Origin of the sequence: Streptomyces parvulus, assembly GCF_014648855.1 — a bacterium.
GTDB classification, from domain to species: domain Bacteria; phylum Actinomycetota; class Actinomycetes; order Streptomycetales; family Streptomycetaceae; genus Streptomyces; species Streptomyces parvulus.
This window is the reverse complement of sequence record NZ_BMRX01000018.1, coordinates 119,858-134,757: the sequence shown is the minus strand read 5'-3', so window position 1 is coordinate 134,757 and position 14,900 is coordinate 119,858. Positions and strand designations below refer to the sequence as shown.

Genomic DNA, 14,900 nt, shown 5'->3' with positions numbered 1-14,900 from the left:
CCTCCTGACGGGGTGCCGCCCTTCGGGGCGTCTCGCCGCGGTCACCCGCGGCCGGGCGTCACTTGCGCATGACCTCGGGCTCGTGCCGCCGCAGGAAGCGCGCCACGAAGAAGCCGCAGATCACACCGAGGACGATCAGCGCGGCCATGTCCATGCCCCAGGCGCCCACGGTGTGCTCCCACAGCGGATCGTTCCCGGCGCCCTCCTCGGGCGGGCTGATCCTGTTGAAGTCCAGCGTGGCGCCGGCCGCGGCCACCGCCCAGCGCGAGGGCATCAGGTACGAGAACTGGTTGACGCCGACCGCGCCGTTCAGCGCGAAGAGGCAGCCGGTGAAGACGACCTGGATGATCGCGAACATGACCAGCAGCGGCATGGTCTTCTCGGCGGTCTTCACCAGCGCCGAGATGATCAGGCCGAACATCATCGAGGTGAAGCCGAGGGCCATGATCGGCAGCGACAGCTCGACCAGGGTCGCGCCGCCGAGGATCAGCCCCTCCTCGGGGATCTCCCGGTTGGCGAAACCGATCACGCCCACCAGCAGTCCCTGGAGCACGGTGATCATGCCGAGCACGAAGACCTTGGACATCAGGTACGCGGACCGCGACAGGCCGGTCGCACGCTCCCGCTCGTAGATCACCCGTTCCTTGATCAGCTCGCGGACCGAGTTCGCGGCGCCTGCGAAGCAGGCGCCCACCGCGAGGATCAGCAGGACCGTGGTGGCGGTGCCGTTCGGGATGATCCGGCCGCTCTGCGGATTGGGCGGGTTGGGCAGCAGGCCCTTGTCCGCGTCGATCAGCAGGCTCACCGCGCCGAGGACGGCCGGGAGGATGACCATCAAGGCGAGGAAGCCCTTGTCGGAGACGATCACCGAGACGTAGCGCCGCACCAGCGTGACGAACTGCGACATCCAGCCCTGCGGCTTCGGCGGCTTCATCGCCTGCATCGCCGGCACCGCTACGGACTGCGGGGCGACGGCGTCGATGTCCGCGGCGTACATCTGGTAGTGCTGCGAACCCTTCCAGCGGCCCGCCCAGTCGTAGTCGCGGTACTCCTCGAAGGCGGAGAAGACGTCGGCCCAGGTGTCGTAGCCGAAGAAGTTCAGCGCCTCCTCGGGCGGGCCGAAGTAGGCGACCGACCCGCCCGGCGCCATGACCAGCAGCTTGTCGCAGATCGCCAGCTCGGCCACGGAGTGGGTGACGACGAGGACCGTGCGGCCGTCGTCGGCCAGCCCGCGCAGCAGCTGCATGACGTCGCGGTCCATGCCCGGGTCGAGGCCGGAGGTCGGCTCGTCCAGGAAGATCAGCGACGGCTTGGTGAGCAGCTCCAGGGCGACCGAGACGCGCTTGCGCTGACCACCGGAGAGGGACGTGACCTTCTTGTCCTTGTGGATGTCCAGCTTCAGCTCGCGCAGCACCTCGTCGATGCGGGAGTCGCGCTCCGCGGCCGTGGTGTCGGCCGGGAAGCGGAGCTTCGCCGCGTACTTGAGGGCCTTCTTGACGGTCAGCTCCTTGTGCAGGATGTCGTCCTGCGGGACCAGACCGATGCGCTGGCGCAGCTCGGCGAACTGCTTGTACAGGTTCCGGTTGTCGTAGAGGACCTCGCCCTGGTCGGCCGGCCGGTAACCGGTGAGCGCCTTGAGCAGGGTCGACTTGCCGGAGCCGGACGGTCCGATGACCGCGATCAGCGACTTCTCCGGTACGCCGAAGGAGACGTCCTTGAGGATCTGCTTGCCGCCGTCGACGGTGACGGTCAGGTGCCGCGCGGAGAAGGACACCTCACCGGTGTCGACGAACTCCTCGAGCCGGTCGCCGACGATCCGGAACGTCGAGTGGCCGACGCCGACGATGTCGGTCGGGCCGAGCAGCTGCGAGCCGCCCTTGGCGATGGGCTGGCCGTTGACGTACGTGCCGTTGTGCGAGCCCAGGTCGCGGATCTCCATGCGCCCGTCGGGCGTCGCGTGGAACTCCGCGTGGTTGCGGGAGACCTGCAGGTCGGAGACGACCAGCTCGTTCTCCAGGGCGCGGCCGATGCGCATCACGCGGCCGAGCGAGAACTGGTGGAACGTGGTCGGGCTGCGGTCGCCGTAGACCGGTGGCGCCCCCGCCGCGCCGCCGGAGCCCTGCTGCTGGGGGAAGGACGGCGCGGCCTGCTGGGGCTGCGGCGCGGCCTGCTGCTGCGGCTGCTGCCAGCCGCCCTGCTGGGGCTGGTGCGGCTGCCCGTGCTGCGGCGCCTGCTGCGGCGGGGCCTGCTGGGCCCAGCCGGCGTTCGCGCCCTGCGCCGCGTACGGCTGCTGCTGGGGCTGGGCCTGCGGCGTCGGCCCCGACTGGGCCTGCGGCGCTCCGGCCGGCGTCTGTGCGCCGGAAAGGCTCACGCGCGGTCCGTCGTTCGCGTTGCCCAGGTTCAGCACGCTGCCGGCGCCGAGCTCCGTCCGCTGGACCCGCTGCCCGTGCACAAACGTGCCGTTGGTGCTTCCGTGGTCCTCGACGACCCAACCGCGGCCGTCGAAACTGATCGTGGCGTGACGCCAGGACACCCTGGCGTCGTCAAAGACAAGCTCCCCCTGCGGATCGCGTCCGAGCGCGTATGACCGGGACGGATCGAGCGTCCAGGTCCGTCCGTTGGATTCCAGTACGAGTTCCGGCACTCCAAGCCCCACTGAGTTGTCCCCCGATGTACCCCCGTCGCGGGGAGTCTAGGGATGTCGAACATCGGGGGGAACTATTTCAGGCTCGGGGCCCTGACCGAAAGTCGGGCCTTGTGAAAATGGCGTAGGCACCCATCGGCCCGTTTTGTTGACGGGGTTGAAACCTGCTCGGAGAGTGGTAATCCACGCGAGGGGGACATGCGCGGCAACTCCGTCGCGCAGCGGATCGGGGGGTCTGCCATGAGCGCGTCCACGAGTGCGGGGTCCGGAGAGCACGGCGCCGGGGTGCCGTGGGGAGACGTGGTGATGTCCGCGATCGCCTCCGTGAGCTGGGCGTTGATCGGCATGGCCGGGACGGCGGCGCTCGGTCTGCACCTGCTGGGCGCGGACGCCGCGGGCTCGCTCGGCCCGATGACGGCGGCGGCGGTGGCGCTCGGGGCGGGCGGTTCGGTGACGCCGTCGGGCGATGTGTCGGCATTCGGGCTGAAGGGGGCGGAGGCGTTTACGGCCATCGAGATCACGCCACTGGGAGTGAGTCTGGTCGGCGCGCTGCTGTTGTCGTTCTTCTTCCTGCGCTCCTTGCGCGGGGCGGGAGTCGAGGTCTCGCCGGCCGAACTCCTGGCCCGTGCGGGCGCGGTGGTCGCGCTGTTCGTCGCGATGGCGGGCGGGCTGGTCTGGGCCGGCCACGACGTCGTCACGATCGACGGCGCCTCGCTGGGGATGAGCGAACTGCCCGGCGCGGGTGGCGGTGGGGGCCTGGAGATTCCGGGGCTCGGGGACGTGGGCGACGCCGACGGGCTGCTCCCCGACCGGATCGGCGATCTCGTCGGCGCCGAGGCCGCCGTCGGGATCGCCGTCGACGCGGCGCCGACACTGCTGGGCGGGCTGGCCTGGTCCGCCGGGGTGCTGCTGATCGCGCTGCTCGCCTCGCGGCGTACTCCGCTGCCGCGCGGATGCGCGGTCGTGCACCGGGTGGTGCGGCCCGCCGTGTCCGCCGTGGTCACGGTGGCCCTGACCGCGGTGGCGGCCGGGGTCGCGGCGGCGGCGTACGCGGCGGTCGGCGACGCCCATCCGCGGCGGATCGCGGGTGCCGCGCTCCTCGGCGCGCCCAACGGGGCCTGGCTGGGGGTCCCGGTCGGGCTGGGTGTGCCCTGGGACGGCCGGGCCGGCGGAGCACTCGTCGGGGTGCTCCCGGCTCCGCTGGACGAGCTGCTGGGCGCCGGCGGCGGTGAGCCGGTGACCCTGGCGCGGCTGGCGGAGCTGGACGGGCGCGTGTGGCTGCTGGGGGTGGCGGCGGCGCTGATGATGCTGCTGGCCGGGATCCTCACGGCGGTGCGGACCCCCCTGGCACCCGGCGGGACTCCCCCGCCCGCCTTCGTGGGGCACTGCGCGCTGCGGCTCGGCGTCGCGACCGCCCTCGCGCTGCCCCTGCTGTCCGGGCTGACCCGGGTGACCGCGGACGCCTCCCTCTCGGTGCTCGGCATCGACGCCTTCGGCGCCTCCCTCGACCTGCGCGCCCACCTCGGCACCGCCCTGCTGCTGGGCGCGCTGTGGGGTGCGGCGGCGGGGGCGGCCGGGGCCCTGCTGGCGCGGGCGAGCGGGGCGGCGGGCGTGCGGGCGACGTGGGTGGCACGGGGTGCCGGGTTCCGGGGCGGCGGAGGGTGTGGGGGTGCGGGGTGTGGCGCGCCCGGGGGTGGGGGCGCGGGGTATGGGTCCCCCGGGGGCGGGGGCGCGGCGGGTCACGTGGGCGAAGCGGCGTACGGGCGCAGCCCGGAGTACCGGGACGGTCCGGATCACGGGAGCGGACCGGAGTACGCGAGCAGACCGGAGTACGGGAGCGGACCGGAGTACGGCGCGGCCGCGCACCCGGGGCCGAGGGCGGGCGACGGACCGGACGACGCCCCCGACCCGCGCGCCGGACCACCGCGGGGCGACGGCGTCTCCGGGGCCCCCACGGTGGCGGGCCCGCTCCGGCCGTCGCCGGGGGCACCGTGGCAGCCCCCGCGCCCCGGGGAACGGCCGCCCGCGCGCCGCTGGGGCGAAGGACCGCCGCCCCCGCCTCCACCCCCGCCCGCGCCGCCGAGGAGGCCGGGAGGCGGGCGGTGAGGCACTCGGGGACGGCCGGGGAGTTCGCGGGCCGCGAGGTGCCGGGAAGCGTGCCCGTCCGGCGTCGTACGGCGGCAGGGGCGACGGGCGCACCCGCGCCTGTCCGTCGGGCGGACCCAGGGGGTGAGGCACGCAGGGAAGCGCCGAGAGCATGTACGCCGGGCAGTGATGGAGGCAAGCCGGGAGGGGGGCCGGAAAGCGCGGGTGCCCGGCGTCGCGCGGCGCCGGGAAAGCGCGGGACCTCGGCGTCGCGCGGTGCCAGGGGCGACGGCCGCACCCGCACGCGTGTCCGTCAGGCGGACCTCGGGGGCGGCGGGCACGGAGTGCCGGATACGGTTGGACCACCATGAGCGCTACGCAGACCTCTGACGTTCCCACGCTTCTCGTCAAGATCTTCGGCAAGGACCGGCCCGGCATCACGGCCGGCCTGTTCGACACCCTCGCCGCCTACTCCGTCGATGTCGTCGACATCGAGCAGGTCGTCACCCGCGGCCGGATCGTGCTGTGCGCGCTCGTGACCGAGCCGCCCCGCGGTCTGGAAGGCGACCTGCGGGCCACCGTGCACAACTGGGCCGAGTCGCTGAAGCTCCAGGCGGAGATCATCTCCGGCATCGGCGACAACCGGCCGCGCGGTCTCGGCCGCTCCCTGGTCACGGTGCTCGGCCACCCGCTCACCGCCGAGGCGACGGCCGCCATAGCGGCTCGGATCGCCGAGTCCGGCAGCAACATCGACCGCATCTTCCGGCTGGCCAAGTACCCCGTGACCGCCGTCGAGTTCGCGGTGTCCGGCGTCGAGACCGAACCCCTGCGCACGGCGCTGGCCACCGAGGCGGCGGCGCTCGGTGTGGACGTCGCGGTCGTCTCTGCGGGGCTGCACCGGCGGGCGCAGCGCCTGGTGGTGATGGACGTGGACTCCACGCTGATCCAGGACGAGGTCATCGAGCTGTTCGCCGCGCACGCCGGGTGCGAGGACAAGGTGGCCGAGGTGACGGCGGCCGCGATGCGCGGGGAGCTGGACTTCGAGCAGTCGCTGCACGCGCGCGTGGCGCTGCTGGCGGGGCTGGACGCCTCGGTGGTGGACAAGGTCCGCGCCGAAGTGCGGCTGACGCCGGGTGCCCGCACCCTGATTCGCACGCTGAAGCGGCTCGGCTACCAGGTGGGGGTCGTCTCCGGCGGGTTCACGCAGGTCACCGACGATCTCAGGGAGCGGCTGGGGCTGGACTTCGCGCAGGCCAACACCCTGGAGATCGTCGACGGCAGGCTGACCGGCCGGGTCACCGGGGAGATCGTGGACCGGGCGGGCAAGGCGCGGCTGCTGCGGCGGTTCGCGGCGGAGGCGGGCGTGCCGCTGTCGCAGACGGTCGCGATCGGCGACGGCGCCAACGACCTGGACATGCTGAACGCCGCGGGTCTCGGGGTCGCCTTCAACGCCAAGCCGGTGGTGCGCGAGGCGGCGCACACCGCGGTGAACGTGCCCTTCCTGGACACCGTCCTCTACCTGCTGGGCATCACCCGCGAGGAGGTCGAGGCCGCGGACACCCTCGACGAGGACCTCGCTGGGGGCCGCGGCCTGCCGGCCGACGGACGCTGAGCCCACGGCGGCCCGGGCCGCACGATGCCGGACCGTGCGGTGCGGGGCCGCCCGCGGTGTGCGCCCGCCCGCCGCGTGAGGCCGGTCAGTCGGTCGGGGCCCAGTAGTCGGCCAGGGTGGCCGCTCCGGGCTCCACGTCCTTCCAGGAGCCGGTGAAGGTCAGGACGGCGAAGGCCGCGGTCGGGAAGCCCCGGTTTCCCATCCGGGCGCGCGCCTCGTCCTCGGCCGAGCCGGAGAGGATCTCGGTGAGTCCCTCCATGCCCGGGTTGTGGCCGATCACCAGTACGTTCCGCAGGTCGTCGGGGGTCTCGTTGAGCAGGGCGATCAGTTCGCCCGGCGAGGCCTCGTAGATCCGCTCCTCGTAGACGGTTTTCGGCCGGTGCGGGAACTCCTGGACGGCGAGCTTCCAGGTCTCGCGGGTCCGGGTCGAGGTGGAGCACAGGGCCTGGTCGAAGGCGAGACCGGTGTCCGCCAGCCGTCGCCCGGCCTCGGCGGCGTCCTTGCGACCCCGATCAGCGAGCGGTCGCTCGTGGTCGGTCATCTGTGGCCAGTCGGCTTTCGCATGCCGGAAAAGGACAATCCTGCGGGGTTCTGCGACGCTCATGCATTCCAGCTTCGCATGAAACAGGCCACGGGGCGCAGGGAGTTGACATGCGGATTCACCGCCGTACGCACGTCCGGGCCGGGGCAGGCCTCAGCGCGCCGTCAGCTGCCGCAGCCACTCCAGCAGGTGGGCGACGGCCGCGGGCTGCCCGGTGGCCGCGTGGGCGTCGGCGGGGTTGAGTATCAGCAGGAGCAGTGCCACGAAGGCGAGCACCGGCAGGGCCAGCGCCCACCAGGGGAGGCGGGTGTCCGCGCCGCCCCGGGTCGCACGGGCGGGCCTGGTGCAGACAGGTGCCGACATGGGTGCCTCCGCTGGTCTCCGAGCCCGGTCCGTGCTCCGCGTCCCGCCTGCCGCGGGCACGTCTCGAAACTACGGAATCCGTGGGCCCCAACCCATCCGGAGGTCCACCCACTTGACCCTGACCCTGGCCCCCTAGGGGACGGGGGGTTAACCCCACCGTCCGGCCGGAGGACGGGTCACGGCGAGGCGATCGTGGCGATGATGCCGATGATCACGAAGATCGCTAGGAAGCCGCCGAAGACGAGCAGCATCTTCTTCTGGCCGTTCTGGGGGTTCGGGTCGAGGACTGGCATGCGGCAAGTCTCCCATCCGGCGCCGGCGCGGTGCCGGGCGGGCCGCCCGAGGGCTCAGCGGGCCGCCTCGTCCTCCACCGTGCGGTCGCGGCCCGCCAGGACGCCCACCACGATCTGGGGCACCATGAGGGCGCTCATCAGGGCGATCGGCAGGCCCCAACCGCCGCTGTGCTGGTAGAGCACGCCCACCAGGAGCGGTCCGGGGATGGAGATCAGGTAGCCGGTGCTCTGCGCGAAGGCCGACAGCTGGGCAACGCCCGCGCCGGTCCTGGCCCGCATGCCGACCATGGTCAGCGCGAGCGGGAAGGCGCAGTTCGACACGCCGAGCAGCAGGGCCCAGAGCCAGGCGCCGCCGACCGGGGCGAAGTACAGGCCGGCGTATCCGGCTAGTCCGCACAGGCCCAGGACCACGACGATCGGGCCCTGGTGGGGCAGCCGGGTGGCCACGCGCGGGATGACGAAGGCCAGCGGCACACCCATCACCATGATCACGGCGAGCAGCAGTCCGGCCGTGCCGGCGGAGACCCCGGAGTCCCGGAAGATCTGCGCCATCCAGCCCATCGTGATGTAGGCGGCGGTGGCCTGGAGGCCGAAGAAGACGGCGAGCGCCCAGGCGGTGCGGCTGCGGGTGATCCGCAGGGGCGGCTGTTCGGCGGCCGGTCCGGCGGGGCGCTCCGGGGAGCGGGCGGGCGTCTCGGCCGAGGGCGCCTCGCGGTGGCGCACGAACGGGAGCCACGGCAGCAGGGCGGCCGCGCCCACCACCGCCCACACGGCGAGGCCGGGCTGCCAGTGGCCGCCCAGGGCGTCGGTCACCGGCACGGTCGCGGCGGCGGCGACGGAGGTGCCGAAGGCGAGGGCCATCGAGTACAGGCCGGTCATGGAACCGACCCGGTCGGGGAAGTAGCGCTTGACGATGACCGGCATCAGGACGTTGCTGACCGCGATGCCCATCAGCGCGAGCGCGGTGGCGGCCAGGAATCCGGCCGTCCCGCCGGCGTAGGGGCGGATCACCAGGCCCGCGGTGATGGCGGCCATGCCCGCGAAGACCACCGCGCCGGGACCGAAGCGGCGGGCCAGCCGGGGCGCGGTGACGCCGAAGACGGCGAAGCACAGCGGCGGGACGGAGGTGAGCAGTCCGGCGACGCTGCCGCTCATGCCGAGGCCGTCGCGGACCTCCTCCAGGAGGGCGCCCAGGCTGGTGATGGCGGGACGCAGATTGACGGCGGCCAGCACGATGCCGAGGATCAGCAGCCGGGTCGTCCACGGTGTCCACGCACGCGTACCGGACGCCTGGGGCGCCTTCTCCGTCCCGCCGGGCGTGGCGGGCATCCGCGCTTGCGTGCGGGTCGTCTCCGTACGTGTCTCCGTCCGGGTTTCCTCACTAGCCATGAGACCCATCATAGAATCATGGGATGAATGCTTGTCCACTCCACGTGCGAAGGTGAGCCATGCCTCTGAGCCATCCCCGTCGCTCGGCGCTGTCCGAGCAGGTCATCGCGGCGCTGCGGCAGCAGATCGCCTCGGGCGAGTGGCCGGTCGGCTCCCGCATCCCGACGGAGCCCGAGCTGGTCGAGCAGCTCGGGGTCGCCCGCAACACGGTGCGGGAGGCGGTCCGCGCGCTGGCGCACAACGGGCTGCTGGACATCCGTCAGGGCTCCGGCACGTACGTCGTGGCGACGAGTGAGCTGGCGGGCGTGATGCAGCGCCGCTTCGCGGAGGCCGATCCCCGGCACATCGCCGAGCTGCGGTCCACCCTGGAGTCGTCCGCCGCCCGGCTCGCCGCCCAGCGGCGCACGGAGAAGGACCTCAAGCAGCTCGACGCGCTCCTGGTGCGCCGCGAGGAGGCCTGGGAGTCGGGCGACGCCGAGGCGTTCGTGACCGCCGACGCGACCTTCCACCTGGCCGTCGTGGCCGCCTCGCACAACGACGTGATGACCGCGATGTACGCCGACCTCGGCGAGGTGATGCGGGACTGGCTGCGCGGCGACGTCGGCGGCGAGCTGACGCCGGAGACGCACATGGACCACACCAGGCTGGTGGACGCGATCCGCGCGGGGGACGCCGGGACCGCCGGTTCGGAGGCGGCGGGCTATCCGTTCCTGTGCCGTCCGGGGCGGTTCAGCGCGCCCTCCGGTGACTGACCCAGGCGGACCGGACCTCCTTCCAGCACCGCCCGTCCAGCCGCACGGTCTGCGCCGGCCCGGCCTCGACCGGCGCGGAGTCGCCGTCGAGGTCCCACCAGCGGGCGCACTCGACGTGCAGCCGCACCGCGTCGGTCTCCGGGTACGGGTTGTGGCAGTGGGCGGTCACGTCGGAGTCGTCGACGCGGACCCGGCACTCGGATCCGAACGGTTCCGCCCGCGCGGGGCCCCCGGCCTCCACCCGCGCGTGGGACATCGCCTCGTACGGCAGGAGCAGCACGCAGACGAGGGCGAGGACGGCCGGGGCGAGGCGGGCGAGCGGACGCACGGGAGGCCTCCTCGGCGGTGCTGGGAGGAAAGGCTCGTGGGGAACGCCCCCTCAGCGTGCGCCGGACGCCGGCCCGCCGCCCGGCCGGCTGGGCCGGACGGGTGACACGCGAAGGACCCGCGCCCGAGCGGGGTGCGGGTCCTTCGCGTGTCACCGGAAACGGCCGGAGACGGGGTCCGGTCAGGCGCCGATGGCGTGCAGTCCGCCGTCGACGTGGACGATCTCGCCGGTGGTCTTCGGGAACCAGTCGCTCAGCAGCGCGACGACACCGCGGCCGGCCGGCTCCGGGTCCTTGAGGTCCCACTCCAGCGGGGAGCGGTTGTCCCACACCGAGGCCAGCTCGGCGAAGCCCGGGATGGACTTGGCGGCCATGGAGCCGATCGGGCCGGCCGAGACCAGGTTGCAGCGGATGTTCTGCTTGCCGAGGTCCCGCGCCATGTACCGGCTGGTGGCCTCCAGGGCCGCCTTCGCCGGGCCCATCCAGTCGTACTGCGGCCAGGCGTACTGCGCGTCGAAGGTGAGGCCGACGACCGAGCCGCCGTTCTGCATCAGCGGCAGGCAGGCCGTGGTCAGCGACTTCAGGGAGTACGCCGAGACGTGCATGGCCGTGGCGACCGACTCGAACGGCGTGTTCAGGAAGTTGCCGCCGAGCGCGTCCTGCGGCGCGAAGCCGATGGAGTGGACGACGCCGTCGAGGCCGCCCAGCTCCTCCCCGACGATGTCGGCGAGGCGCCCGAGGTGCTCGTCGTTGGTGACGTCCAGCTCGATGACCTTGGTGGGCCTGGGCAGCTTCTTGGCGATGCGCTCGGTCAGCGTGGGGCGCGGGAACGCCGTCAGGATGATCTCGGCGCCCTGCTCCTGGGCCAGCTTGGCGGTGTGGAAGGCGATGGAGGACTCCATCAGCACACCGGTGATCAGGACACGCTTGCCCTCGAGGATTCCGCTCATGGTGATCAGTGACCCATTCCCAGTCCGCCGTCAACGGGAATGACGGCTCCAGTGATGTACGACGCTTCGTCCGAGGCGAGGAACCGCACCGCGGCGGCGATCTCCTCGGGGCGCGCGTACCGGCCCAGCGGCACCTGCGACACGATGTTGGCCCGCTGCTCGTCGGTGAGCACCTTGGTCATGTCCGTGTCCACGAAGCCGGGCGCGACGACGTTGAAGGTGAGGTTGCGCGAACCCAGCTCACGGGCGAGGGAGCGCGCGAAGCCGACCAGACCGGCCTTGGAGGCGGCGTAGTTGGCCTGGCCCGCGGAGCCGAGGAGTCCGACGACGGACGAGATCAGGACGACGCGGCCCTTCTTGGCGCGCAGCATGGCGCGGTTGGCGCGCTTGACGACCCGGAAGGTGCCGGTGAGGTTGGTCTCCAGGACCGAGGTGAAGTCCTCCTCGGACATGCGCATCAGGAGCTGGTCCTTGGTGACGCCGGCGTTGGCGACCAGGACCTCGACGGGACCGTGCGCTTCCTCGATCTCCTTGTAGGCCTGCTCCACCTGCTCGGTGTCGGTGATGTCGCACTTGACGGCCAGGAAGCCCTCCGGCGGCTCACCCGAGCGGTATGTGATCGCGACCTTGTCGCCGGCGTCGGCGAAGGCGCGGGCGATGGCGAGGCCGATGCCCCGGTTGCCTCCGGTGACGAGAACCGAGCGGCTCAACGGATCACCCTTTCCCTAGCGGTCTGTGGTCCGCCCGAGCACCCGGACGACGGGCGGCTGTGCAGGCGGCTTCATCGAAAACCTATCGGGCCGCGTGTCCCGGCGGAGACTCGGGCACCCACAGTGGCTTACGGGACTGACTGTCGGGTCCCTACAGAACGGACCCGGCGAGGAGCAACCGCTCGCGGCGGCAAAGGTGTGGTCGCCGTCCCGCCCGGCGCGACATGATGCGGCCGAGCCCGGTGTCGCGGCAGACGACCGGTCACGTCGACAGAAAGAGACGCAGGTGCCTCACAGCATCGACGAAGCCTTCACGGCACTCCCCCTACGCGCCCTCGCCGACGCCGCCCTCGCACGCGCGCGTGCGCTCGGCGCGGAGCACGCGGACTTCCGGCTGGAACGGGTGCGCGACGCCTCCTGGCGCCTCAGGGACGCCAAGCCCGCCGGCTCCTCCGACACCACCGACCTCGGCTACGCGGTGCGGGTGGTGCACGGCGGCACGTGGGGCTTCGCGTCCGGTGTGGACCTGACCATGGACGCCGCCGCGAAGGTCGCCTCGCAGGCGGTGGCGATGGCCAAGCTGTCCGCGCAGGTGATCCGCGCGGCCGGGTCGGACGAGCACGTGGAGCTGGCGAGCGAGCCCGTGCACGCCGACCGGACGTGGATCTCGGCGTACGACGTCGATCCGTTCACCGTGCCGGCCGAGGAGAAGTCGGCGCTGCTCGCCGACTGGAGCGCGCGGCTGCTGGCGGCCGACGGGGTCGACCACGTGGACGCCTCGCTGCTCACCGTGCACGAGAACAAGTTCTACGCCGACACGGCCGGGACCGTGACCACGCAGCAGCGGGTACGGCTGCATCCGGTCCTCACCGCCGTCTCCGTCGACGACTCCAGCGGCGAGTTCGACTCCATGCGGACGCTGGCCCCGCCGGCCGGCCGCGGCTGGGAGTACCTGACCGGCACCGGTTGGGACTGGGACGCCGAGCTGGCCGAGATCCCGGAGCTGCTGGCCGAGAAGATGCGCGCGCCGAGCGTCGAGGCGGGCCTGTACGACCTGGTCGTGGACCCCTCCAACCTGTGGCTGACCATCCACGAGTCCATCGGTCACGCCACCGAGCTGGACCGGGCGCTCGGGTACGAGGCGGCGTACGCCGGCACCTCCTTCGCCACCTTCGACCAGCTCGGCAAGTTGCGTTACGGCTCGGAGCTGATGAACGTCACCGGCGACCGCACCGCCGAGCACGGGCTGGCCACCATGGGCTACGACGACGAGGGTGTCGCGGGCCAGTCCTGGGACCTGGTGAAGGACGGCACGCTGGTGGGCTACCAGCTCGACCGGCGGATCGCGCGGCTCACCGGGTTCGAGCGCTCCAACGGGTGCGCGTACGCCGACTCCCCCGCCCACGTGCCGGTGCAGCGCATGGCCAACGTCTCGCTCCAGCCCGACCCGGGCGGTATGTCGACGGAGGATCTGATCGGGGGCGTGGACCGCGGGATCTACGTCGTCGGGGACCGTTCCTGGTCCATCGACATGCAGCGCTACAACTTCCAGTTCACCGGGCAGCGCTTCTTCCGGATCGAGAACGGGCGGCTCGCCGGTCAGCTGCGGGACGTGGCCTACCAGGCGACGACCACCGACTTCTGGGGCTCCATGGCGGCGGTCGGCGGCCCGCGGACGTACGTCCTGGGCGGCGCCTTCAACTGCGGCAAGGCCCAGCCCGGCCAGGTCGCGGCCGTGTCGCACGGCTGCCCGTCCGCCCTCTTCAAGGGCGTCAACATCCTCAACACCACCCAGGAGGCCGGTCGATGAGCGCCCGTACCCACAAGCCCCACGAGATCGTCGAGCGGGCGCTGGAGCTGTCGCGGGCGGACGGCTGCGTCGTCATCGCCGACGAGGAGTCCACCGCCAACCTGCGCTGGGCGGGCAACGCGCTCACCACCAACGGCGTCACGCGCGGACGCACGCTGACCGTCGTCGCCACTGTGGACGGGCGGGAGGGCACCGCGTCGGGCGTCGTGTCGCGTTCGGCCGTGACCGTGGACGAACTGGAGCCGCTGGTGCGGGCCGCCGAGGCCGCGGCGCGCGGCGCCGGACCCGCCGAGGACGCGCAGCCGCTGGTCACGGACGTACCCGCGTCGCCCGACTTCACCGACGCGCCGGCGGAGACGTCCTCGGCCGTGTTCGCGGACTTCGCGCCCGCCCTCGGGGAGGCGTTCGCACGCGCGCGTGCGGGCGGCCGGGAGCTGTACGGATTCGCCAACCACGAGATGACGTCGACCTACGTGGGGACCTCCACGGGGCTGCGGCTGCGGCACGACCAGCCCAACGGGACGCTGGAGCTGAACGCCAAGTCCCCCGACCGGACCCGGTCGGCGTGGGCGGGGCGCGCCACGCGGGACTTCAAGGACGTCGACCCGGGGGCGCTCGACGCGGACCTCGCCGTCCGCCTGGGCTGGGCCGAGCGCCGGGTGGAGCTGCCGACGGGCCGGTACGAGACGCTGCTGCCGCCGACCGCGGTGGCCGACCTGCTGATCTACCAGCTGTGGTCGGCGTCGGGACGGGACGCGGTCGAGGGGCGCACGGTGTTCTCGAAGCCGGGCGGCGGCACGCGCGTCGGCGAGCGGCTGGGCGAGCTGCCGCTGACCCTGCGCAGCGATCCGCACGAGCCGGGGCTGGAGAGCGCGCCCTTCGTGGTGGCGCACTCCTCCGGCGGGGACCAGTCGGTGTTCGACAACGGGCTGCCGGTGGCGGCCACGGACTGGATCCGCGCGGGTGAGCTGCACCGGCTGACGACCACCCGGCACAGCGCGGCCCTGACCGGGCTGCCGGTGGCTCCGGCGATCGGCAACCTGGTCCTGGACGGCGGCACGGACCGCTCGCTGGACGACATGGTGGCCGGCACGGAGCGCGGGCTGCTGCTGACCTGCCTCTGGTACATCCGCGAGGTCGACCCGGCCACGCTGCTGCTGACCGGGCTGACCCGGGACGGGGTGTACCTGGTCGAGAACGGCGAGGTCGTCGGCGAGGTGAACAACTTCCGGTTCAACGAGTCGCCGGTGGGCCTGCTGGGCCGGGCCACCGAGGCGGGGCGGACCGAGAAGACGCTGCCCCGGGAGTGGGGCGACTGGTTCACCAGGGCGGCGATGCCCGCGCTGCGGGTGCCGGATTTCAATATGAGCTCTGTCAGCCAGGGCGTATAACCTCGTAGTCGGCCGTCACCCGGCCGTCCGAAGA

At 72.7% G+C, this 14,900-nt stretch carries 13 protein-coding genes; 5 read left to right on the top strand and 8 right to left on the bottom strand.

Annotated elements, in window-relative coordinates; translation table 11 throughout:
• Positions 1–58 precede the first annotated feature (58 nt).
• The gene (locus IE108_RS30340; protein WP_189397796.1) at positions 59–2,644 is read right to left on the bottom strand and encodes an ABC transporter ATP-binding protein/permease; all 2,586 of its coding nucleotides are present in this window, start codon (positions 2,642–2,644) and stop codon (positions 59–61) included.
• 240 nt (positions 2,645–2,884) lie between these two features.
• Here IE108_RS30340 and IE108_RS30335 point away from each other — a divergent pair, with 240 nt between their 5' ends.
• Complete coding sequence (locus tag IE108_RS30335; RefSeq protein ID WP_064731692.1) at positions 2,885–4,750, top strand: streptophobe family protein; 1,866 nt, start codon at positions 2,885–2,887, stop codon at positions 4,748–4,750.
• 346 nt (positions 4,751–5,096) lie between these two features.
• Positions 5,097–6,341 carry a phosphoserine phosphatase SerB gene (serB, locus tag IE108_RS30330; RefSeq protein WP_064727178.1) on the top strand — a complete coding sequence of 415 codons (1,245 nt, stop codon included), beginning with the start codon at positions 5,097–5,099 and terminating at the stop codon, positions 6,339–6,341.
• 85 nt (positions 6,342–6,426) lie between these two features.
• Here the strand turns inward: serB and IE108_RS30325 are convergent, their stop codons facing one another.
• From IE108_RS30325 to IE108_RS30315, 4 genes are all read right to left on the bottom strand, one after another.
• On the bottom strand, positions 6,427–6,945 hold the full coding sequence (locus IE108_RS30325) for a SixA phosphatase family protein (protein WP_064727179.1): 519 nt from the start codon (positions 6,943–6,945) through the stop codon (positions 6,427–6,429).
• Positions 6,946–7,035: 90 nt separating this feature from the next.
• On the bottom strand, positions 7,036–7,245 hold the full coding sequence (locus tag IE108_RS30320) for a hypothetical protein (RefSeq protein ID WP_064727180.1): 210 nt from the start codon (positions 7,243–7,245) through the stop codon (positions 7,036–7,038).
• Between the two features lie 176 nt (positions 7,246–7,421).
• Positions 7,422–7,538: an SGM_5486 family transporter-associated protein gene (locus IE108_RS35175; protein ID WP_107420105.1), complete on the bottom strand. Its 117-nt coding sequence runs from the start codon at positions 7,536–7,538 to the stop codon at positions 7,422–7,424.
• Between the two features lie 54 nt (positions 7,539–7,592).
• On the bottom strand, positions 7,593–8,867 hold the full coding sequence (locus tag IE108_RS30315; protein ID WP_064727181.1) for a CynX/NimT family MFS transporter: 1,275 nt from the start codon (positions 8,865–8,867) through the stop codon (positions 7,593–7,595).
• A 119-nt stretch (positions 8,868–8,986) separates the two neighbouring features.
• Here IE108_RS30315 and IE108_RS30310 point away from each other — a divergent pair, with 119 nt between their 5' ends.
• Entirely contained in the window at positions 8,987–9,679 is a 693-nt protein-coding gene (locus IE108_RS30310) for a FadR/GntR family transcriptional regulator (protein ID WP_064727182.1), read from the top strand.
• Here the strand turns inward: IE108_RS30310 and IE108_RS30305 are convergent.
• The 3 genes from IE108_RS30305 to fabG form a co-directional block, all read right to left on the bottom strand.
• On the bottom strand, positions 9,657–10,007 hold the full coding sequence (locus IE108_RS30305; protein ID WP_064727183.1) for a hypothetical protein: 351 nt from the start codon (positions 10,005–10,007) through the stop codon (positions 9,657–9,659). The genes IE108_RS30310 and IE108_RS30305 overlap by 23 nt on opposite strands.
• 180 nt (positions 10,008–10,187) lie before the next feature.
• Positions 10,188–10,955, bottom strand: a complete 768-nt coding sequence (fabI, locus tag IE108_RS30300) for an enoyl-ACP reductase FabI (protein WP_064727184.1) — start codon at positions 10,953–10,955, stop codon at positions 10,188–10,190.
• A gap of 5 nt (positions 10,956–10,960) precedes the next feature.
• Positions 10,961–11,665 carry a 3-oxoacyl-[acyl-carrier-protein] reductase gene (gene fabG, locus IE108_RS30295; RefSeq protein ID WP_064727185.1) on the bottom strand — a complete coding sequence of 235 codons (705 nt, stop codon included), beginning with the start codon at positions 11,663–11,665 and terminating at the stop codon, positions 10,961–10,963.
• Positions 11,666–11,951: 286 nt separating this feature from the next.
• Here fabG and IE108_RS30290 point away from each other — a divergent pair, with 286 nt between their 5' ends.
• Entirely contained in the window at positions 11,952–13,475 is a 1,524-nt protein-coding gene (locus IE108_RS30290; RefSeq protein ID WP_064727186.1) for a TldD/PmbA family protein, read from the top strand.
• Entirely contained in the window at positions 13,472–14,866 is a 1,395-nt protein-coding gene (locus IE108_RS30285; RefSeq protein ID WP_064727187.1) for a metallopeptidase TldD-related protein, read from the top strand. The genes IE108_RS30290 and IE108_RS30285 overlap by 4 nt, the downstream gene beginning before the upstream one ends.
• Positions 14,867–14,900: the final 34 nt, after the last annotated feature.

What these genes read in the sequence shown, in the direction of transcription:
- IE108_RS30335 (WP_064731692.1), top strand. Translation starts at nt 2,885, where the DNA reads ATGAGCGCGTCCACGAGTGCGGGGTCCGGAGAGCACGGCGCCGGGGTG.
- serB (WP_064727178.1), top strand. Translation starts at nt 5,097, where the DNA reads ATGAGCGCTACGCAGACCTCTGACGTTCCCACGCTTCTCGTCAAGATC.
- IE108_RS30325 (WP_064727179.1), bottom strand. Translation starts at nt 6,945, where the DNA reads ATGAGCGTCGCAGAACCCCGCAGGATTGTCCTTTTCCGGCATGCGAAA.
- IE108_RS30320 (WP_064727180.1), bottom strand. Translation starts at nt 7,245, where the DNA reads ATGTCGGCACCTGTCTGCACCAGGCCCGCCCGTGCGACCCGGGGCGGC.
- IE108_RS35175 (WP_107420105.1), bottom strand. Translation starts at nt 7,538, where the DNA reads ATGCCAGTCCTCGACCCGAACCCCCAGAACGGCCAGAAGAAGATGCTG.
- IE108_RS30315 (WP_064727181.1), bottom strand. Translation starts at nt 8,867, where the DNA reads ATGCCCGCCACGCCCGGCGGGACGGAGAAGGCGCCCCAGGCGTCCGGT.
- IE108_RS30310 (WP_064727182.1), top strand. Translation starts at nt 8,987, where the DNA reads ATGCCTCTGAGCCATCCCCGTCGCTCGGCGCTGTCCGAGCAGGTCATC.
- fabI (WP_064727184.1), bottom strand. Translation starts at nt 10,955, where the DNA reads ATGAGCGGAATCCTCGAGGGCAAGCGTGTCCTGATCACCGGTGTGCTG.
- IE108_RS30285 (WP_064727187.1), top strand. Translation starts at nt 13,472, where the DNA reads ATGAGCGCCCGTACCCACAAGCCCCACGAGATCGTCGAGCGGGCGCTG.